The following is a 20,139-nucleotide window of genomic DNA, read 5'->3' on the forward strand; positions in this document are numbered from 1 at the left end:
GCACTATGGCAAAAATTACGCTCAAGCGACTGATTCAAAGGGACCTCTCGGCTCTGTTAAATCCGGTATTGCAATTAGCTGATGCACCGATCGGGATTTATGACCAGGAGGGTAACTGGCTGAGTGGAGCTCGAGAGTCCGAGGGGGAGCGGTTTCCCGTTGAGGTGCAGGATGAGGTGTTGGGGTGGGTCAGCGGGTCTCCTGCTGCGAAGCAGGTGGCTCAACTGCTGACGGCCTTGGCGATCCAAGCCGTGGAGCGGCGATCGCTTGCCACTGAAGCCCTGGAGAAGTACCGAGAAATCAACCTGCTCTATAGCATTGCTGAGAAACTCACCAGTTGCCGTGAAGTAGACGAAGTGGTGAAGCTGGCTCTGGCAGAAGCGCATCGTCTGATCCGGGGTAGCAGTGCAGCCCTGTTCCTACTAGATGCCAAAACCCAGACCCTGAAGCTGATCTCCGTTTCGGGTCAATCAGACGTTGTGGAGCCTGTGCTAAAACCCGGTCGAGGAATTACGGGTTACGTTGCTGCTTCTAAAAAGCCTGAAATTGTGAATGATGTACTGGCTGATCCCCGCTTTGAGGCAAAAGAGACGGGTATCCGTGCCCTGCTCTGTGCGCCCATGCAGGCTCAAGAAAAAGTGATTGGCCTGATCAGTATTTACAATGATGAGCTGGGTAACTATCGAGCAGAGGAGCTAAAACTGTTGACGGCGATCGCCCTTCAAGCTGCTCCTGCACTGGAAAGTGCTCTTTTTCTCCAGCAAGAAATGGAAGCGGCTCGCAAGCGGGAGGCTGAGCTGCAGGAGAAGCTTCAGGAATTGCGCATTGAGATTGACCAGGCCAAGCGCGATCGCCAGGTGGCCGAAATTACAGAAAGCGACTTTTTCCAATCCCTCAAAAAGAAGGCAGAATTGATGCGAAAGCGGGTAGACTCCTCCAAGGAGCCTCCGTCCTTAATTTAAGTTTATATAGCTGAAAATTAGGATGGTAGTTGGCGCTTCGGATGAAAGCGTCATTGCTTTCAGCAACAAGGGTGCAGACGACGACACAAACCATCGGGGAATCGATACAAGAAGCCGTACGTCTACCTGTTTTCTTTCATGAAAATTTTCTTCTATAAACAACTAAAGCTCTGTCTAAAGTTGTGTGTCAGAATCATTACAGCACGCACGATTGAGTAGCCATGCTGGGAACTCTGCTGGCCGGGCGCTACAAAATTATTACTATTCTGGGGGCCGGAGGCTTCGGGCAGACCTATTTGGCCGAAGACACTCAGGAATCCCGACGTTGTGTTGTCAAACAATTTCAACCTGCCCTTCACGATAATCAATTTCTGGACGTAGCCCGGCGGCTGTTCCATACAGAGGCTCAGACCCTCAAGCGCCTGGGCAAACATGATCAGATTCCCGAACTCTATGATTTCTTCGAAGAGAATGAAGAGTTTTACCTGGTGCAGGAATATATTGCAGGGCACTCTCTAGCGAGTGAGCTGTCGCGACAGCACCGGCTGCCAGAAAATGGGGCGATCGCTCTCCTCCGTGACGTGCTAGAGGTTCTGCAATTCGTCCATCAGCACCAGGTCATCCACCGAGATATCAAACCGGGCAACCTGATTCGGCGGGAGCATGACGGCAAAATTGTCCTCATTGATTTTGGTGCTGTTAAGGAAATCGGCACGCAACTGTCTACCAGTATGGGCGGGATGACCAGCTTTACCGTGGGTATTGGTACCCAGGGCTATACTCCCAGCGAACAGTTGATGGGGCGGCCCCGGTTCTCCAGTGATATTTACGCCCTGGGCATGACAGCGGTACAGGCCGTGACTGGGCTTTCCCCATCCCAACTGCCTGATGACCCCGATACATTAGAAATTCAATGGAAAGATAAGGCCCTCATCAGCCCTAGTTTCGAGTTTGTCCTCGATCGCATGGTGCGCTATGACCACACCCAGCGTTATCCCAATGTGGATGATGTTCTGAATGCGCTGGATAAACTGGCTGAATTGCCTACGAATCTGACGGAAGTGCCCCGAGATCTGCTGCTGCCAGAGTCTTTGCGGGGTCGCGACTACACCATGCCATTGCCGCCTGAAAGTTGGCGGCAGATGGTTGTGGCCGGGGCTAAGGCGATCGCGATCGCGGCCGTTTCGGTCAGTGGTCTGCTACTGGGTATGCGCCAACTGGGTTGGATGGAGCCGTTAGAAGTCGGCGTATTTGATCAAATGACCCGGTTCCAACCCACGCCCGAGCCTGATCCACGCCTATTGGTTGTCGAAATTACCGAGGAAGATCTACGGGCCCTGAAACGGGCAACGCCATCTGATCAGACTCTAGCCAATACCATTAAGACGCTCCAGGCTTCAAAGCCCCAAGTCATCGGGTTAGATTTGTTGCGGGATCTCCCTCAAGAACCGGGTCAGGCTGAGCTATTAAAACAGCTGAAGGCGAATAACGTCATTGCTATTACCAAACTGGGCGATACCGAAGCGGATCAAATTCCACCGCCCCCTCAAACTCCACCTGAGCAGGTCGGGTTCAACGACTTTCCCATCGATGCTGACAAGGTCATTCGACGTAACCTACTTTTTGCCTCAACGGCTGATCAAAACTATTTTTCGTTTGCTACCCGATTGGCTCTGAAATACCTAGCGGCCCAAGGCATTGAGCCACAGCCGCTTAGCTCAGAAGATCCTTATCAAATTAAACTGGGGCAAGCTCAGTTAACGCCCTTGAACTCCACCTCCGGGGGTTATCAGAATTTAGACGATCGCGGTTATCAAATTTTGCTGCGCTATCGTCAGGCTGGCAGCCCGGCTCGTATGGTGAGGCTGACGGATGTCTTGGATGGCAAAGTTCAACCCGATTGGGTACAGGGCAAGATTGTACTCATCGGTACTACCGCCCCTAGTGCTAAAGATTTGTTCTACACGCCCTACAGCGCGGGGGAGCAGGAAGAACACCAGATGGCCGGGGTGGTTGTCCACGCTCAGATGACGAGCCAATTGCTCAGTGCGGCTTTGGGGGAGCAGCCTCTATTCTGGTATTTCCCGGACTGGGCAGAGGGGCTCTGGATCGTGGGTTGGGCCGTGGTCGGTGGCGTGCTGGGTTGGTTTGTTCGCAACCCCTTGCTGTTAGCGGGTAATACAGGCCTCTGGCTCCTGGTGATTGTTGGCGGTGGGTTTGTGCTGTTTACCCATGGTGGCTGGGTTCCCGTGGTGGCTCCGGCGATCGCTTTTTTCCTCACAGATGGAGGTGTCGCTGGATTCCGCATTCTCCGCCACTATCGCCGTCATAGTTTGCCTGTTCTCTGGCCAAAAATTGAAGCCGACCAGTTGACACGTACCCTGCCGAAGTAGGACAAATGTTCTAAGTGCTTTCGTGCTGATCTATTGGCTCGTTCTTTCACCCCTTCGATCTATCCCGTGGATTCTAAGACCCAGGTTTCTGCAACTCGTTCCACGGCTGATGTGCTGCCCGGTATTCGCTTGAATCGGCAGCAGAAAAAGGCGTTGAAGGCAATGGAGGGGTTCGTTCAGAGCCGAGAAAAGCTGTTTTTGCTGACGGGTTATGCAGGGACGGGCAAAACTACGCTGCTGCAAGCCCTCATCAAAAAGATGCGGAAGCAGGGCGATCGCCGCCGCATTGTTTTCACGGCCTTCAGTAACAAAGCGACCAAAGTGTTGCAGAACATGGCCGAGTCTTGGGAACTCAGCATCGACTGCATGACCTGTTGCAAGTTGTTGGGTTTGCGGCCTGACATTGACCAAACTACCGGCAAGCAGGTCTTTCAGCCAGATCGAGACAGCGAGAACCTGATCGAGTCCTACCAACTGGTGGTAGTGGACGAAGCCTCGATGATCAACGCCGAACTGTGGCAACTGCTAAACCTGGCCGTGATGGATCTTCTCAGTAAAACTCAATTACTCTTTGTCGGAGATATCGCCCAGTTGCCTCCTATTGGGGAGCCCGAATCTCCGGTCTTCAATGAGATTCATGAGCGGGTTGATCTAACGGAGGTCGTGCGGTATGGAGGTGCGATCGCCCTGCTGGCTGAATCTATCCGTAATAACCTGCTGCAACGGGATTTGCCCCAGTTTGAGACGGATGTGAATGGCGATCGCACCGAGGGTGTCATCGTTTGCCAACGCTACGCCTGGGAAAAGTTGATGATCCGTGCTTTTCAAAGCGATGCGTGCAAAGCCGATCCGGATCATGTTCGTGCTCTGGCTTACACCAACCGCCGCGTTGATTACCTCAATCAGCAAATTCGGCGTGCGATCTACGGTGCAGGAACCCCTCGCTTTGTAGAGGGCGAACGTCTGGTTGCCAACACCCCCTATTTGTGGGGTGAGAGCGTCATTCTGCAAACTTCTAGCGAATGTGAAGTGCTGGAGGTCACCACTGCCCAGCATGGCCCCTGGCAGGTCTGGGTGCTCCAGGTGCTGACAGATGAAGGTAAACGCCGCACCGTCAATACCCTCCATGAAAGTAGCCTGGGCGAGTTTCAGCGGCTTCTCGGCCTCTATGCTCAGGAAAAACGTTGGGGCGAATTTTGGGACCTGAAAGGCCTTTTTGCGGACTTAAATTATGCCTACTGCCTGACCATCCACAAATCTCAGGGCTCTACGTTTCAAAATGTCTTTGTCGATGTGCCCAACGCATTGATCAACCAGAATATCCGCGAGCGCAATCAGTTACTCTATGTTGCCGTTACGCGTGCTGCTCGAAGGCTCTTCATTTATTGATGAGTTTCATAGGCTTAGTTCGTTCGTATCGCGTCTGTCCTGCACACTCCATCCGGACTGAACAAATGGATAGATACCTATCTCGGCTCTTCCCGCTACACTGAAAAACGTAAAGCAATATTACGAAGCTCTGTGCAGACTATCACGCTAACGGGTGGCCCCACCGTTCCGGCTCTGGGAATTGGAACCTGGGCCTGGGGTGACAAGTTTTTCTGGAGTTACGGCAAGGATTACGACACCGAGAGCCTGAGGCAGGCTTTTCGGGGAGCGATCGCCGCTGGAGTAACTTTTTTCGATACCGCCGAAATTTATGGTCTGGGTGAATCAGAGCGGTTACTGGGGCAATTCATGCAGGAAACGGATCAACCTGTACAAATTGCGACCAAGTATTTCCCGCTGCCTTGGCGGTTTGTGGGAGGTGCTGTGGCGGACGCCCTGACCGCTAGTTTGAAGCGGTTACAGGTGGCGAGCGTGGCGTTGTATCAGGTCCACTGGCCCTTTGACTTTTTTATGGGGCAACAGACCTTGATGGATGCTCTGGCGGATGAGGTTAAGCAAGGGCGCATCCAATCCATCGGGGTGAGCAATTATTCATCGGAACAAATGCAACGGGCGCATGACGCGCTTGCGAAACGAGGAGTGCCTTTGGCCGTCAATCAGATGCAATACTCGCTGCTGGCGCGGCAGATTGAGCGCAATGGGGTGATGCAGGCGGCGCGCGATCGCCAAATCACCATTCTGGCTTACAGCCCCCTGGCCCAGGGTTTGCTCACCGGCAAATACACAGCCGAAACCTACACTCCACCGATGGGTGCCCGTCGTCTTGATCCTCGCTTTAGTCCGGATGGTTTACGTAAGTTGGCTCCGCTCATCGATACCCTGAAGCAAATTGCTGATCAGCGTGGCAAAACCCCTGCCCAAGTCTCTCTGAACTGGCTCATTGCTCAAGGGAATGTGATTCCCATTCCGGGAGCTAAAACGATCGCCCAGGCTGAGCAGAATGCAGGGGCTCTAGGGTGGTCTCTATCTTCCGACGAGGTCGCCCAAATTGCTGCCGCAACGGAGCAAGTGTAGAGCATTGATGTTAGGTGTGCAGGCATCTAACAAAGTTAGGACTGGCGTATTTTTATGGTGAGCTTCGCCCACTATAAAAATGCGTCAGTCCTAAAACTAATGCCAGGTAGGACATTTAACGCTCTGTAAATCTTCCTTGCTATTTGGAGCCTTTTATACTTTGGATGCACCATAACCCCTGGTTGAATGTGGTTTGATCAAAACGATCCCTCTTGGGGTGCTCTGGACGTGTTATGACTGGTGGTCATTCCTCTATGTTGCTGTCTCCCCTGCTATCCATTCCCATTGATCCGCTTTCCTGTTCAAACTGGATTCTCTCTGCCTCGGGCGTTGAGGTATCGGTGTATCACCGGGAACGGTTGCCCCGCACCAAGCGCGTGTTAGTGGTCAGCAATCATCGCAGCATTATGGATGCGCCTTTGCTTATGAAAGCACTGGGGCGGCCTGTGCGATTTGCCTGTCATCACTACATGAGCCAGGTACCCGGTTTGCGCGAGATTGTAACGGCGCTGGGCTGCGTACCCCTGGATGAGCCCGGGCAGCAGAAAAGTTTCTTTCAACGAGCCGAGGATCTGTTGCGATCGCAACAAGCCGTGGGTATCTTTCCTGAAGGAGCTAAACCCATGATTCAGGTTCCTCCGCGAGATTCCTTCAACGAATTTCATCGGGGGTTTGCCCACCTGGCCCTGCGGGCTGAAGTGTCGGATCTGGCGGTGCTACCCATTGCGATCTCCCCCTCCCAGGAAAGCCAGAATCCGATGGCCCCATTGCAACTCTTCCAATGGTTTGACCCATCGGAACCGATGTTTCAGCAGCCAGGTTGGCATCCCCTCGTGCTGTACCAAAAAGTACAGGTTTTCATTGGCAATCCCATTTGGATTTCTGAAGAACAACATCAGCAATACAACGGTAAACAGGCTGGGCGTCTTGCTAAAGAACTGACCCGGGCATGTAACGATGAAATAGCCGACCTATTACGCAAGAGCCGTTACTTCCGCTAACCCATTTCTCCGTATCCTGAATGACTGCGCTGACTTCCTCTCGATTTCTGCAACTGACACCTCCTCGTTCGGACGTCCCACTGTTTGTTTTTTTACCTGGGATGGATGGGACTGGGAAGCTCTACCGGAACCAGTTGGGACTACAAGCAGATTTTGATGTTCGGTGTCTATCCATTCCGCCCGATGATGTGTCGAGTTGGGAAGGGCTGGCCCTGCAAACGGCCCGACTTATCAAGCAGGAGAAGGAAGCCAATCCTGGCCGTCCGGTTTACCTGTGTGGTGAGTCTTTTGGCGGGTGTCTGGCTCTCAAATTGGCGCGCTATGTGCCGGATAGTTTTGACTATTTGATTTTGGTCAATCCAGCATCATCCTTTAGCCGCCAGTTTTGGATGCGTTATGGCTCGGATCTGGCTCGCTTAATTCCGCCCCCCTTGTTTAACCTGTCAGGTTATGGTTTGGTGCCCTGGTTAATTTCCATTGACCGGGTATCTCCAGAAAATCGTCAGGCACTTTATGATGCTATGCACTCGGTCACTCAAGCCAGTGCTGCCTGGCGGCTCTCGCTCGTGACCGATTTTGATTTGGATGCGTTGCCTCTGCACCGATTACGGCAACGGACCCTGGTTATTGCAGCGGCTCGCGATCGCCTCCTCCCCTCTGTTGATGAAGCGAATCGTCTGATCGATCGCCTGCCGAATGCCCACAAAGTTGTCCTACCTCACAGCGGTCATGCTTGTCTTCTAGAAACAGACATTTGCCTGGCCCAAATTCTCAAGGCCGAGAATTTTTTCGCTCCAGAGGCAGAGGCGAAACTCCTCCGCTAAGGGGATATTCAGGTTTATCCTCTTCACAAAAAAGTAATTCTGCTTACCATAAGGGCGTGATGTACTTCACGAACCTTTACAGGTGCATTACGAACCTTTACAGAATTACGGAGGTACTATGGCCCACCAACGTTTAACCCTCAAACAGCTTGCTCTAGCGGGTTTATGTGGTTTCGGTCTGGCAACAGTCTCGGCCGTTGCAACTCCCGCTCCCTCGTCTGCCCAATCTACGGAATCTACTCCCATTACTCAGGATTCCATGCCCATTCAAGCACCTGGTACTGTCGAACAACCAAGTGCAATCGAGCAGCCGGGTACTATACAGCAACCCACTACAACCCAACCGGGTACTGTACAGCAGCCTGATGTAATTCAGCAGCCAAGCGTTGATCAACCCAGCACCGTTCAGCAACGGGGTACCGTTGATCAGCCCAATACTGTCCAGCAGCCAAGTGTTGATCAACTTGGCACTGTTCAACAACCGGGTGCCATTCAGCAACCCAGTACTGGCCAAACTCCGAGTGTGATTCAGCCGGGTACTGTTCAGCAGCCGGGTACCGTTCAACAGCCGGGTACTGTTCAGCAGCCCAGTAGTGGCCAAACTCCAAGTGGGGTTCAACCCGGCACTGTTCAACAGCCTGCATCTGAGCAAACCCCCGGAGCCCAAACTCCCCCTGTGTCGCAGGAGCCGGGTAACCTGATCGAGGTTGCAGGTACCAATGGTTCGTTTAAAACCCTGGTTTCTGCGATTCAAGCCGCAGGTTTAGCAGAGTCGTTAGAAGGCAGCGGGCCTTTTACTGTGTTTGCTCCTACCGATGAAGCCTTTGCTGCATTGCCTCCCAATATTCTGAATGCATTGTTGTTACCCGAAAACCAGGATTTGCTCACGCAAGTTCTGTCCTATCACGTTGTGCCCGGGGCAGTCACCTCGGATGAGCTGACAACCGGTGGGGTTGAAACGTTGAATGGTGGCCTGGCGGTTCGGGTTGAACCCAATCAGGTGATTGTGAATGATGCCAGCGTCGTAACGGCGGATGTTCCCGCTAGCAATGGAGTGATCCACGCAATCAACCGAGTGCTGATTCCTCAAGGGCTGGTCGAAGAACTCCAGTCTCGGACGGCATCTTCTGACACTACCCAACCCGCACCTGGGCTGTAACTAACTGCTCTCAGAGCCAAAGGGGCGATCGCCGGGGAACCTATGCGATCGCCCCACGTCTCCTGATCTATGCATTGAGAGCAGGATTATGCAGACGACACGCATCTGGCAGCCGACCGCTGCTCTGTTTATGGCCCTTGGGGTTTCCGCTTCCGCTTCACTGCCCCTGGTGGCCAGTCTACCCGCTGCGGCCCGCGAATCGTATCAAGTTGCTCAGCTATTTCAAAATCCCAGTCGCCAGGTTGGATTGCCTGCGGGGACTGAGATCCCGGTTCGCTATGATGCTGCTGAGCGTGTCATTGTGGCGCCTGGAGAAACGGTAGAGTTAGAGCTAACGCTGGCAGAGGATCTGCGCTCTTCTCGGGGGACTGTCGTACTGCGCGAAGGCAGTATTATCCGTGGGGAATTGCGCCCAGTGGATGAGGACAACGAGGACGAAGGCACATACTTTGTGGCCTCAGAGGTGGTGCCTGATGGCACCGATCGCGCCATTCCCCTGGTCGCGTACTCCGATGCCATTACCGAAACTCAAACTATTGACCGTCGCACCAACCCCGATATTTTGCGCGGTGCCGCTATTGGGGCTGCGGCTGCGGCTGTATTGTCCGAAATTTTTGGCAGCATCGATTTTTTAGAGGTGCTGGCAGGAGCTGGTGTTGGGGTCTTAGGAGAAGTTCTGATTCGGCGTAACGAAGAGGTCGATGTTTACGTCATCGAACCCGACACGGACCTGGATTTGCGGCTAGAGGAGGACTTTGTCTTGAGCCGTAGTTCTTCCGGTTCTTCCACCAGTCTGCGTTAGAGCTAGTAACTCTCATTTTGGAATCCGGCCCGAAAACCGCTCGCCTAACGCGAGCGGTTTTCGGGCTTTAAAGCCGAGAGTTGCTGCGTTAGAGGACTTATTGCAGACAGGGCTGACGCATTCTTGTTATGTGTGGTGTGCTTTGCACACCACACATAACAAGAATGCGTTAAATATGGACTGGCGTAAGTCCTAACAGCAATAACCTCATTCAATTTTTTGGAGGGGCGTGCTTTGCGCCCCTCCAAAAAACTGAACCCGGCTCAGGTGAAATAGGTGTGAGGAGTTTTGATACGGGTAAGATTTATGCTTTGCCCCTATTGCTTATTGTCCAGACGATCGCGAATGGGAGTAACGACGTGAGCGATCGCTTCCTGAACAAACAGTTTAATAAACTCATCTCGGCGGTTTAGCTGAAACTGCTGTTCGACCACCTCGCTCATCCCGCCATCGCCCCAGTCCTGATCCCGCCGGAAATATTCAATAAAGCTCTTGCCTGCAATGCGAATCAAGTAGGCGGCCGTGGCCCCTTGAATGGCACGGCCTACGAGGAATGTCGCTACATTTGTCTGAAGGGCAAGGGATAGCAATTCCATCGCCCCTCGAACAACTCCCAGGCTTACCAGCGTGCGAGCCAGTGAGACGGCCAGTTCTTTGCCGCGCTCCAAATTCATCTGGCAGCCGTACACCTCGCCAATTTCCACGACCATCTGGGCATTGACTGCGGCGGCGGCGAGTAAATCCACCATGGGCAGGGGCATCACCGAAACTACCCCAGCTCCAATCCATTGGTAGCGATCGACAATGGCTTCAGCCTGTCGCCGCCGCTGGGCGTCCAAAATTTGTCGCGCCTCTTCACCTAGCCGCTGTGACTGTAGCAAGATGTTGTCGGCAATCAAATCTTCCCCTTCGTCCCGCAGGATGGCGGCCATGCGGCGCAAGAGGGGGAGAATTTCGGGAGCGGATTGGAAGCGATCGCCGCTCTCCAACCGCACCTCTGGCGGGTTGGCAGCCACAGCAATGACGTCCACCGGAGCAATGAATCCCTGCACCCGTTGTTGCAAGTGCAGCCGAATGGCCTCCAGTTCCTCGGTCGTAAACAGGTCTGTTTTGTTAAATACCAGGATGGAGCGTTTTCCCATAACGGCGAGCGATCGTAGGGGATCGTACTCCGACTTCCGCAGGTCGTTATCGATCACAAACAACAGCAGATCTGCGTTGGAAGCCATCTCCCGAGCCTGTACCTCTCGCCCGGTACCTGCCACTCCTGCTTCCAGGATGCCAGGTGTATCGGTCAGCCAAATTTCGCGTTCCACGTGAGGCAAGCGAAATTTGTAGGTTTGGGGTTGAGTAGTTGTTCCCATGGCCGCACCGACCTGCCCGACCATCTGCCCCAAAATGGCATTGACCAGGGAGGTTTTACCTGCGGAACCCGTGCCAAATACCACGACCCGAATTTCCCCACGAGCCAAGTAGGCTTCAATTTCGCGACTGCGCTCCTCAAAAGCCTGACGGGCTACTTCGTCTTGAATTTGATCGACTTGCTGCCGCACAGCCCGCAGGTTTTCTGCCGCTGCCTCGGCTTTTACCTCAGGCACTTGAGGCCGTTCCCGAGGGCGTTGGGGCCGAAAAAACAGGTACGCATAATAGCCGAGAGCTGCCAGCAAAATGGCAATCAGGCCCAGAATAACCCATAGTGCCAGATCCGCCAGGACAGGTGAAAGCCCTGCCAGACCCGCATGAAGGCTTGCCAGAGTACTAATCAGCCAGAGCAGAAGCCCCAGCATGACGAGTAAACCTACAATAATTTGCAGCAGCCGTGAACGCGACATGGCATGGAATAAACACGAACAGGTAACCTGGAGCCACTTAAGATCCCGTTCCAGTCCAATAACTGGATGGGATGCGGAAATCAGCTATCCACACCAGGACCTGCTCAGATTATCGCGCAGCCTACCCTTTGCACAACGCTCCGCCGGAGGACAATGGCGCTGTACAGCGACCATCGTCGATTTTGACGATGGCATTTATGGGAGGTTGGCGATCGCCCTAAATTCTACGAGAGGTTTTCAACCTTTCGCACAGGACGATTGTTCAATTCACGTGGCTTAGCCTTATTGACCTTAATTTCACGCCCTAGCCACTGAGCACCATCTAATTCTTCGATCGCTTGATCTTCGTTAGCATCTTCCTTCATTTCAACGAAGGCAAAGCCACGCTTTTTTCCCGTCTCGCGATCGGTCGGAAGGCTGACTCGAACGACTTCTCCATATTCAGAGAAAACTTCGCGCAGGTCCTCCTCAGTTGCCTGAAAAGACAGGTTTCCAACGTAAATAGTCACGGCGCTCTCCAAACCTCGATACAAGAAACAGCTCGGAATGAACTGGCAGAAATGTATATGGTTATACTGCTTTAACGCAAACCGAACTTTTCATTCGCTGACATCATAGCTGATCCATTAAAAAATGGCAGTATTCTGTTAATAAACATCGCGCCAATTTACCTAAAAATAATTCAGGTTATTTATCAATTTCTATAGGGGTTCAATATAGGCATGAGCCATATAGCGTTTTTAACAAAAAATTTAGGTGCAAAGCTCTAACAGTAGCGTCTCTAAAAACTGGGGTTAACAACCAGTTAAGAACTAAACCACCTCTAAGACACTTTTCTATATCAGCATTTGAAGATAGAAATCTGACAGCTAATTAGTTCCTATAAGAACATCTATAGTATTTCCCGACCGAGTGAGGTACGAGAGATGGATGTGGGCGAAGTTCTACATCCATCTCTCGTACCTCACTCGGTTGGAAAGGATTATATGGAATGTTCACCCTGCGACAAACTGGGTATCAAACCGATAGCTTGGTGAGGCACAATCCCAACTTTATTGTTCGCCCACCTAACCAACCGAGAGCATCGAACCAAGCTCAATACTCTCGGCTTTGCCTGACAAATACGATCTCTGGTTCAAGAAGTATCCTATGCAGTAGTGCAGCGCACTACTGCATAGGATACTTCTTGAACCAGACTTGTATAGAGCAGTGTGCAACTGCGTTACTTCAGTACGGTGGTGTAGGTCGCTTAGCGACCTACACCACCGTACTGAAGTAACGCGCAAAGCGCTATAAAGGGGTGCCTTTGGATTGATAGCGTTACTTCACTACAACGTGAGCTTTACCGATACAACGCTTGAATCCATTGCCATTCCTGGGCCAGCCCTTCTGCCAGTGTTACTTGGGGCTTGTATTCTAACATGCGGGCTGCTTTTGACGTATCGGCGGCGGTGTGGCGCGCGTCCCCCCGAGCCTGCTCAATATGCTCCCGCTGAATTGGAATACCGGTAATTTGCTCCAGGGTGTCAATGACATCCATCAAAGCAACTCGGCTGCCACCCCCAATGTTGAAAACTTCTCCTGCAACATCAGGAGAACTGGCTGCGGCTAGATTAGCGGCGATCGCATCTTTGACAAAGGTATAGTCCCGTGTTTGCTGACCATCGCCATAAATCCGAATAGGACGGTTTTCGAGAATGGCTTTCATAAACAGATGAAAAGCCATGTCGGAGCGTTGGCGAGGGCCATAGACCGTGAAGTAGCGGAGGGACACCACCGGTACCCCAAAGTTATGGGCATATAGACGGCAGAGATGCTCGGCGGCTAGTTTCGTAATGCCGTAGGGAGAAACCGGGCGAGGGCACAGATCTTCACGAGTGGGAAGGGTTTCAGCATCACCGTATACAGAGGACGACGATGCAAACACAATGCGCTTCAGGTTTGGAGCCTCTTTTGCTGCTTCCAGGAGAATTTGAGTCGCATTCACATTGCGCTCGGTGTAAAGTCGGAAGCCTTCGCCCCAACTGGCTCGTACTCCCGCTTGAGCGGCCTGGTGGTAGACAACATCAACGTCCTCCAGCAAAACAGACCAATTCAGGAGTTCCATGCTGGCTTCGATGAGTTGAAAGTCAGGATGGGCTTCCGCTGCCATAATATTTTTTCGCTTCAGAGCAGGGTCGTAGTAATCGTTGAAATGGTCAATCCCGATCACTCGCTCCCCTTGCTCCAACAGGGCTTCGACCAGATGCGATCCAATGAAACCAGCGGCCCCCGTAACTATGCTCGTACCCATTGAACCCACTCCCCAAAAGAAATCGGATGCAGCGCTTTCACAGGCCACATCCCTACAAATAAAGCCTGATTGTACACTTCGGCATCTCTTCACGGAAGCAATCGCTGGGACAGTGGCAAAAGTGCTCTAATACCAAATTTGGTTGAGTCGTATGGGGTGCGCATCTTGCCTACCGGGAAACTGAGCGGGCACAATGCTCACCCTATACGCGTTGCGGACAATGCTCGCCAATAGTAAGGTTCATGCCAAATGGCCCACTAGTACGCTGAGGCGGAAATCCATCACTTATGTTTTTGTGTGAGGTGCGAAGCACCCCACACAAAAACATAGGTCGCGAACTTAGGCCGCAGCTTACTAGATAGTCGGCCTACGTTTAGAGATGCGAGTGCTTGGCATCCTCACCTCTAAACATAGGTTGATTTTTAACACTGAGGGCTGGTAAGAGTCCGCAACCCGCTTTTGCCACTGTATACAGGGTGGCAAAAGCTAGACATGATGCAGAAGGAGCAGCTAGGAGAATTCTGCCTGTTGCCTACCGGGCTTCAACTTTCGCCCAGCAGAGACTCAAACTCGGCTTTAAGGGCACTGAAGTCAGCAACTCTTGCTACCAGAAGGTTTTCGGAACCTGCATCTTCTAAGCGACGTTTCCAGTGTTGTACTTGCTCACCATTGCGGAGCCAGAAAGCAATAACGCTATCTACCACGCGATCCAAATTCCATCCCCGCTCTTGTGGAACGGTTTCGATGGATTCTAGAAAGGCATCCAGGGTACAGCGATCGCTTGCTAAATAAGCTGCACCTTGCCGCTTCTTAGGGGTACTGGTATTGAGTTGATGGTTAAAAAAGGAGAGGACTGGGGTAATTCCCACAAAGTCAAAGGTATACTCCATAGTCAAAAGCAACCTATTATGAGGAACTTTAAAGAGGGATGAAACAGCCTGCTAACCTAGGGTGAGGCTATTATCCTTAAATAATCAGGTTGCCGCGACTATCTTGAGATTGGTGTCTTCTGAAAAACAAATTAAAGGTTTTCTGTTTCCCTGGAGAGATGGGTAGGTATACAGCTCCCACCCCTCTTTAGGAATCAGTAGACTTCCTGTATGAATCGATTTTTTGGAGCGTGAATTGTAGCGACACTTCTCTACGCTCCGGCTCAGATATTAGTGAACCTGGTGCGAGATGCGAGCGTACTGGGAGATGCTTTGAAAGAGGGGGGCGAGTTCGCGAGTGGCAAAATAGCGCGATCGCTGATCATTGCTCTGATTTCCCAGGAAGACCATCCGATGCTCCTGGCGCAATTCCCGTAGACGAGCCGCTACCAGGCTTAAATACTGGCTGCGTTGCTGCTGATCTCGTCGCAGGCTTGCGTAGACTGCTTCCTTAAGGCAATTTTGTACCAACGTGTAAGTCAACTGTTCTGACATCGTCGTCATTGCGTAGAACCCTGATTGTGAGTGATATCTGCGGCAGGCCCGTTCATACGCTAGACTAACCGTCACGAACGGTACAACTTGCCTGTACTCGGTAACCCTAAAATAGTTCACAGGCCTGTCTGATCTCCTCCGATAAATTGCTGATGGCTAGTCCCTATATTCCCTCCCCAAAGCTAGGTGGAATCCCTCAAAACTCCTCTTGTGCTCGGTGCGTTTTAGTGGTGGTACATCAAGAAACCTCCAGTCCTGGCCTGGTCGGCGAGTTGCTCCACCGGGCTGGGTACCATCTGGACGTGCGATGCCCGGCAATTGGCCATGATTTACCTACGTCTTTTGATCCTTATGACGCGGCGATCGTGTTTGGTGGCCCCATGAGTGCCAACGATGACACGGCTCTACCCTTCATTCGCACAGAATTAGATTGGATCGCCACCCTACTTGAAGCAGGCAAACCCTATTTAGGAATATGCCTGGGTGCTCAACTGCTTGCTCGAGTGTTGGGGGCTGAAGTGGCACCCCACCCAGAAGGGCGTATGGAAATCGGTTACAACACGATCGCTCCAACCCCAGCAGGCCAGAGTGATTTGGGTAATCTACGCCATGTCTTTCAATGGCATCGCGAAGGGTTTGATTTGCCCCGAGGGGCTACCCTACTGGCTCTGGGTAATCAGGATTTCCCCAACCAGGCATTTCGCTATGGTGATATGGCCGTTGGGCTTCAATTTCACCCAGAAATCACCCAAACTCTGATCGATCGTTGGACAACAGCGGCTCCACCTGACCATTTACAGCGTCCTGAAGCCCAGTCTCGGGATGCTCAATTCCAAGCCCATACCCTTTACGGTGCTGAGGTAGAGCGATGGTTAGACGGCTTTTTAAGTCGCTGGTTAGAGCCAGAAGCCCTTGTTGCTTAGGCTTGTGTACCAAACACTGATGCAAACCTACGATCTCTGACTCTGATGCTTGGGTATTGGGTGCAGGCGAGGCACACGACGCCCAATACGGCATCCAAGCTACAGGACTTACAGCGCTTTGTGCTTGAATCAACCACGGTTGTTTTTGTGAGAGCCGCACTCCGCGCGGCTCTCACAAAAACAACCAAATTTTAAGCGCTTGAAAAGCACTGTACGCATTTGTGGTGGGCTTGCATTTAATAACGGCTGGCACGGGCGTAGTCGCCGATGAGATAGCAAAGTGATTTGAGGCTGGCGATCGCCTGCTCCTCCAATCGGTCATCATCCATCAAGCGGGCTACAGCCAGGCGTTGTTCGTAGCATTCCAGCGCCAGGGTATAGTTACCCATCGAATCGTAAATCACCCCCAGGCTTTCCAGGGCTTGTTCTTCGTTGCGATAGTCATTGAGAGCGCGGGCAATTTCCATGCGCTTGCGGTGGTAGGTCACCGCTTTTTCGTAGTTGCCCAGGCTATAGCATGCGCTGGCCAGATTCTTGAGTACCTGGCCCTCCATCTGGCGATCGCTAATGCTCTGGGCTAGCTTCATCAATTCTTCATAGCACTCAATGGTTTTGTTGTAGTTAGCTTGCGAGTGGTAGGCATTGCCCAGGTTACGCCAAATCTGGCTTTCAACCTGGACGTCTTTTAATCCCTGAGCTAACCGCAAACTCTGCTCGTAATATTGAATGGCAGCCGCATGGTCTCCCATGGCCTTGTAAGCCATACCCAGGTTATTCAAAGCGGCCATTTCACCCCGCAGGTCACAAATTTCGCGTGCGACGTTGAGGCTCTGAACTTTATATTCAATGGCTTTGGGATAGTCGTTCAGGTGGCGATAAGCATTGCCCAGGTTGCCCAGTGCTTGGCGCTCCGTGCGCCGATCCATCACCTGGCGGGCGATCGCTAAAGCTTGATAGGAGTGGGCGATCGCTTCGGCATACTGACCCATGGCATAGAACGTCAGCCCCATACCGCTTAACGCCATGCCTTCCCCTTGCAGGTCGTGGTGCTGCCGATATCCTCTCAGCACCTGCTGAAAGTTATAGAGAGAGGACTCCAGATCACGAATTTGGTATTGCTCAATTGCCTTTTCGAGCAACTCATCCAGGGCTGGCTCTGCAACGGTGGAGGTTTGCTGCTGCGTTTCCACGTAGGGCTCCCGCATCCGCTCGAGTGCAGGAACAAAGGTTCCGTGGTTTAGTTCGTGGGCTTCTTTCATTGATTCACCTCACTCCCCATAGCTGAGATGAAGAGTTGAATAACGGTTGTGCGGTTTCTGAGATATGGATGGAACCTTTCCGTCTGGGCTGGCTTCGACCACCCAGCATCGTACCTACTTCAAATGAGCTGTTTAGTAATAGCTGTCCGATAGTATTTACTACGAACTCTAAAATTTCACATCAGTAGAGGATAAATGAACCAACGCTGCTTTGAGCGGGGAAACTAGGGACAATCAGTACCAAACTTTGAAAGTATTTTCTTAGAAATAATTTGTGATCCACCTTTGTTGGACTACCCTCCCTTCCAATAGTTCAGAGAATGGTGATTCAGGTCAAACCCAAGGGATGAAGTATGGAATAACGGTAACGAGCTTTTTTAACTCCTTTAGGTTTACATAAAGATTCAGTGAATTCATACGGTATATGTTCTGAAATCGTCTTTTGTAAATTCATAAAGTACAGAGAAGATCATCCGAGAAATCTCGTAATGTCTTCAGGCCATACCTTGAATTGCTTTCGTTTGTGCTGATGTAGCCATTACCCGGTTGCTGGTAACCCACTGAGGAGCTCATCGCATCCACGGTAATTTAGGGCTAATATTGTTCACCCTTTCTCGGTCTCAAACCTCTATACAGCAAGGCATATACCTGTTAACCTGTCCTCTTTAATCCCGATCTAGGTGAAGTAGCAACCTATCTCTACAATACTCCTTATGCGGATAAAATAATGAGGGGTCTAACCCATAGCAGTTTTGGATGCCTACCGAATTTCACGGAATCTCTTAATTTAATAGGGATAATTGAGGGAAAATGTACGGAAGAATGCTGCTCAAAAATCAAGTTTCCAATCTTGAGAAGAAGAGCTGTAGATAGCCCAGTTTTCTCCCGCAATTATACGTACACTCCCTTCGTGCACAAGAGGGGCAGAACCCAACAATCAAGTCGCAGTGGTAGCCTGAAGAAGAATCTCCATCCCCTGCTGGTACTTTTGTGAGTTCTGTGTTTTCTGCTGAACGATTGTTATTTCAACCTGTCATCCCGGCTGCGAACGCAATTCCGGTTATTTTTGCGTTCCCAAATGAGTACAGTGTCGGCATCACTAGCCTGGGATATCAGGTGGTTTGGGCAACTCTGGCCAGCCATCCGGCTCTGAATGTTAGCCGATTGTTCACTGACCAATCAGAGCCATTACCGGCTCATCCTGAGCTTTTTGGTTTTTCAGTGTCGTGGGAGCTTGACTATGTCAATATTCTGGGCCTGCTGGAGCGCTTTGAAATTCCATTACGTGCGAGCGATCGCCAGGATTCTCATCCCCTTATTTTCGGCGGTGGACCCGTACTAACGGCCAACCCCGAGCCCTTCGCTGATTTCTTTGACATTGTGTTGCTGGGAGATGGCGAGTTACTGCTGCCAGAATTGATAACGGCCTACCAGGCGGTTCGGGGGGCATCCCGGATAGAAAAACTGCGGCATCTGGCTCAAGTGCCTGGAATTTATGTACCGAGCTTGTATCACGTGAGCTACGATGTGCCGGACGGGGCGATCGCCATCATCGAGCCTATTGATGCCAGCATCCCCACTCAAGTCGAGAAGCAAACCTATCGGGGGAATGTGCTGTCGGCTTCTACCGTGGTGACAGAACATGCGGCCTGGGAAAACATTTTCATGGTGGAAGTGGTGCGCAGTTGCCCAGAGATGTGCCGCTTTTGTTTAGCCAGTTACCTGACCCTTCCTTTTCGCACAGCCAGTCTTGAGCAATCTCTCATTCCAGCGATTGAAAAAGGTTTGACGGTGACTCGTCGCTTAGGATTGCTTGGGGCTTCGGTGACGCAACACCCTGAATTTGAAACCCTGTTGAATTATTTAGATCAACCGAAATATGACGATGTTCGCCTTAGCATTGCCTCTGTGCGAACCAACACGGTGACGGAAAAGCTGGCTCGTACTCTGGTGAAGCATGATACCCGTTCCATCACGATCGCTGTCGAGAGTGGGAGCGATCGCCTCCGTCGAGTGATCAATAAAAAGCTCACCACAGCGGAGGTCATTGAGGCAGCGGTACAGGCAAAGGCTGGCGGGCTAAGTGCTATGAAGCTCTATGGTATGGCTGGAATTCCCGATGAAACGCCAGAGGACATGGAGGCTACTGTGCAGATGATGCAGGATCTCAAAAAAGCGGCACCAGGTCTACGTCTCTCATTGGGATGTAGTACTTTCGTGCCCAAAGCCCACACTCCATTTCAATGGTTTGGGGTGAATCCAGAGGCCGAGAAACGGCTGAAGTATCTGCAAAAGCATCTGCGCCCCATCGGAGTTGATTTTCGACCGGAGAGTTACAACTGGTCCGTGATCCAGGCTTTGATTTCGCGGGGCGATCGCCGTCTAGCACCTCTTCTGGAGAAGGTGCGCCACTACGGGGATACCCTGGGCAGTTATCGCCGAGCGTTCAAGGAAATGCGAGGGCAATTACCGCCCCTTGAGTACTATGTCCACGAGTCCTGGGTACTTGATCAAGTTCTCCCCTGGGATCATCTGCGTGGGCCACTGCCGAAGACCACACTATTAAAGCATCGGGCTGATGCTTTAAAGCAAGGGCAAGCGATTGCTGTATGAATCATACGCTCAGCTATATAGCGCTGTGCACGTTGATTAAGTACGGTGGTGTAGGGCACGAAGTGCCCTACACCACCGTTTCTGCACTTAACGCACTTGCACATTGCTATAGAAAGAGGGAGTGGGATGCATAGGCCCCACTCCCTCTTTGAAGGATGCGCGGCGAAAAGTGCCGCACACATCTCAGGAAC

The 20,139-nt window shown here is 51.8% G+C and carries 16 protein-coding genes; 10 read left to right on the forward strand and 6 right to left on the reverse strand.

Features of this window, described 5'->3' with window-relative positions; translation table 11 throughout:
• The first annotated feature begins 5 nt into the window (after window positions 1–5).
• The 8 genes from NDI52_RS03040 (at window position 6) to NDI52_RS03075 (ending at window position 9,604) form a co-directional block, all read left to right on the forward strand.
• Window positions 6–962 (forward strand): GAF domain-containing protein, encoded by a 957-nt coding sequence (locus tag NDI52_RS03040; RefSeq protein WP_348256316.1) that lies wholly within the window; start codon window positions 6–8, stop codon window positions 960–962.
• 221 nt (window positions 963–1,183) lie between these two features.
• Window positions 1,184–3,355, forward strand: coding sequence for a CHASE2 domain-containing protein (locus NDI52_RS03045; protein ID WP_190775150.1), 2,172 nt, complete (start codon window positions 1,184–1,186; stop codon window positions 3,353–3,355).
• 66 nt (window positions 3,356–3,421) lie between these two features.
• A complete protein-coding gene (locus NDI52_RS03050) occupies window positions 3,422–4,744 on the forward strand; it encodes an AAA family ATPase (protein ID WP_347280027.1) in 1,323 nt (440 codons plus the stop codon).
• 132 nt (window positions 4,745–4,876) lie between these two features.
• The gene (locus NDI52_RS03055) at window positions 4,877–5,818 is read left to right on the forward strand and encodes an aldo/keto reductase (RefSeq protein ID WP_190775149.1); all 942 of its coding nucleotides are present in this window, start codon (window positions 4,877–4,879) and stop codon (window positions 5,816–5,818) included.
• Between the two features lie 254 nt (window positions 5,819–6,072).
• Window positions 6,073–6,819 (forward strand): lysophospholipid acyltransferase family protein, encoded by a 747-nt coding sequence (locus tag NDI52_RS03060; RefSeq protein ID WP_190775148.1) that lies wholly within the window; start codon window positions 6,073–6,075, stop codon window positions 6,817–6,819.
• A gap of 20 nt (window positions 6,820–6,839) precedes the next feature.
• Complete coding sequence (locus NDI52_RS03065) at window positions 6,840–7,643, forward strand: alpha/beta hydrolase (RefSeq protein WP_190775147.1); 804 nt, start codon at window positions 6,840–6,842, stop codon at window positions 7,641–7,643.
• Between the two features lie 118 nt (window positions 7,644–7,761).
• Entirely contained in the window at window positions 7,762–8,802 is a 1,041-nt protein-coding gene (locus NDI52_RS03070; RefSeq protein ID WP_199307744.1) for a fasciclin domain-containing protein, read from the forward strand.
• A gap of 88 nt (window positions 8,803–8,890) precedes the next feature.
• The gene (locus NDI52_RS03075) at window positions 8,891–9,604 is read left to right on the forward strand and encodes a hypothetical protein (protein ID WP_190775146.1); all 714 of its coding nucleotides are present in this window, start codon (window positions 8,891–8,893) and stop codon (window positions 9,602–9,604) included.
• Between the two features lie 317 nt (window positions 9,605–9,921).
• On the opposite strand, the gene NDI52_RS03080 is transcribed toward NDI52_RS03075, so the two are convergent.
• From NDI52_RS03080 to NDI52_RS03100, 5 genes are all read right to left on the reverse strand, one after another.
• Complete coding sequence (locus tag NDI52_RS03080) at window positions 9,922–11,436, reverse strand: GTP-binding protein (protein ID WP_190775145.1); 1,515 nt, start codon at window positions 11,434–11,436, stop codon at window positions 9,922–9,924.
• Between the two features lie 224 nt (window positions 11,437–11,660).
• The gene (locus NDI52_RS03085) at window positions 11,661–11,945 is read right to left on the reverse strand and encodes an RNA-binding protein (protein WP_190775144.1); all 285 of its coding nucleotides are present in this window, start codon (window positions 11,943–11,945) and stop codon (window positions 11,661–11,663) included.
• A gap of 833 nt (window positions 11,946–12,778) precedes the next feature.
• The gene (locus NDI52_RS03090) at window positions 12,779–13,729 is read right to left on the reverse strand and encodes an NAD-dependent epimerase/dehydratase family protein (protein WP_190775143.1); all 951 of its coding nucleotides are present in this window, start codon (window positions 13,727–13,729) and stop codon (window positions 12,779–12,781) included.
• Window positions 13,730–14,271: 542 nt separating this feature from the next.
• Complete coding sequence (locus tag NDI52_RS03095) at window positions 14,272–14,619, reverse strand: hypothetical protein (protein ID WP_190775142.1); 348 nt, start codon at window positions 14,617–14,619, stop codon at window positions 14,272–14,274.
• Window positions 14,620–14,889: 270 nt separating this feature from the next.
• On the reverse strand, window positions 14,890–15,162 hold the full coding sequence (locus NDI52_RS03100) for a hypothetical protein (protein ID WP_190775141.1): 273 nt from the start codon (window positions 15,160–15,162) through the stop codon (window positions 14,890–14,892).
• Between the two features lie 143 nt (window positions 15,163–15,305).
• Here NDI52_RS03100 and NDI52_RS03105 point away from each other — a divergent pair, with 143 nt between their 5' ends.
• Window positions 15,306–16,076 (forward strand): glutamine amidotransferase, encoded by a 771-nt coding sequence (locus NDI52_RS03105; RefSeq protein WP_190775140.1) that lies wholly within the window; start codon window positions 15,306–15,308, stop codon window positions 16,074–16,076.
• A gap of 236 nt (window positions 16,077–16,312) precedes the next feature.
• On the opposite strand, the gene NDI52_RS03110 is transcribed toward NDI52_RS03105, so the two are convergent.
• Window positions 16,313–17,335, reverse strand: coding sequence for a tetratricopeptide repeat protein (locus tag NDI52_RS03110; protein ID WP_190775139.1), 1,023 nt, complete (start codon window positions 17,333–17,335; stop codon window positions 16,313–16,315).
• Window positions 17,336–18,325: 990 nt separating this feature from the next.
• On the opposite strand from NDI52_RS03110, the gene NDI52_RS03115 reads away from it, so the two are divergent.
• Window positions 18,326–19,948 (forward strand): radical SAM protein, encoded by a 1,623-nt coding sequence (locus NDI52_RS03115; RefSeq protein WP_190775138.1) that lies wholly within the window; start codon window positions 18,326–18,328, stop codon window positions 19,946–19,948.
• Window positions 19,949–20,139: the final 191 nt, after the last annotated feature.

The sequence above is a fragment of the Leptolyngbya sp. PL-A3 genome (assembly GCF_039962325.1).
GTDB lineage: Bacteria > Cyanobacteriota > Cyanobacteriia > Elainellales > Elainellaceae > Vacuolonema.

Coding starts and splice junctions, on each gene's coding strand:
- NDI52_RS03080 (WP_190775145.1), bottom strand. CDS start 11,436: ATGTCGCGTTCACGGCTGCTGCAAATTATTGTAGGTTTACTCGTCATG.
- NDI52_RS03090 (WP_190775143.1), bottom strand. CDS start 13,729: ATGGGTACGAGCATAGTTACGGGGGCCGCTGGTTTCATTGGATCGCAT.
- NDI52_RS03095 (WP_190775142.1), bottom strand. CDS start 14,619: ATGGAGTATACCTTTGACTTTGTGGGAATTACCCCAGTCCTCTCCTTT.
- NDI52_RS03065 (WP_190775147.1), top strand. CDS start 6,840: ATGACTGCGCTGACTTCCTCTCGATTTCTGCAACTGACACCTCCTCGT.
- NDI52_RS03040 (WP_348256316.1), top strand. CDS start 6: ATGGCAAAAATTACGCTCAAGCGACTGATTCAAAGGGACCTCTCGGCT.
- NDI52_RS03110 (WP_190775139.1), bottom strand. CDS start 17,335: ATGAAAGAAGCCCACGAACTAAACCACGGAACCTTTGTTCCTGCACTC.
- NDI52_RS03105 (WP_190775140.1), top strand. CDS start 15,306: ATGGCTAGTCCCTATATTCCCTCCCCAAAGCTAGGTGGAATCCCTCAA.
- NDI52_RS03045 (WP_190775150.1), top strand. CDS start 1,184: ATGCTGGGAACTCTGCTGGCCGGGCGCTACAAAATTATTACTATTCTG.
- NDI52_RS03070 (WP_199307744.1), top strand. CDS start 7,762: ATGGCCCACCAACGTTTAACCCTCAAACAGCTTGCTCTAGCGGGTTTA.
- NDI52_RS03075 (WP_190775146.1), top strand. CDS start 8,891: ATGCAGACGACACGCATCTGGCAGCCGACCGCTGCTCTGTTTATGGCC.
- NDI52_RS03060 (WP_190775148.1), top strand. CDS start 6,073: ATGTTGCTGTCTCCCCTGCTATCCATTCCCATTGATCCGCTTTCCTGT.
- NDI52_RS03100 (WP_190775141.1), bottom strand. CDS start 15,162: ATGACGACGATGTCAGAACAGTTGACTTACACGTTGGTACAAAATTGC.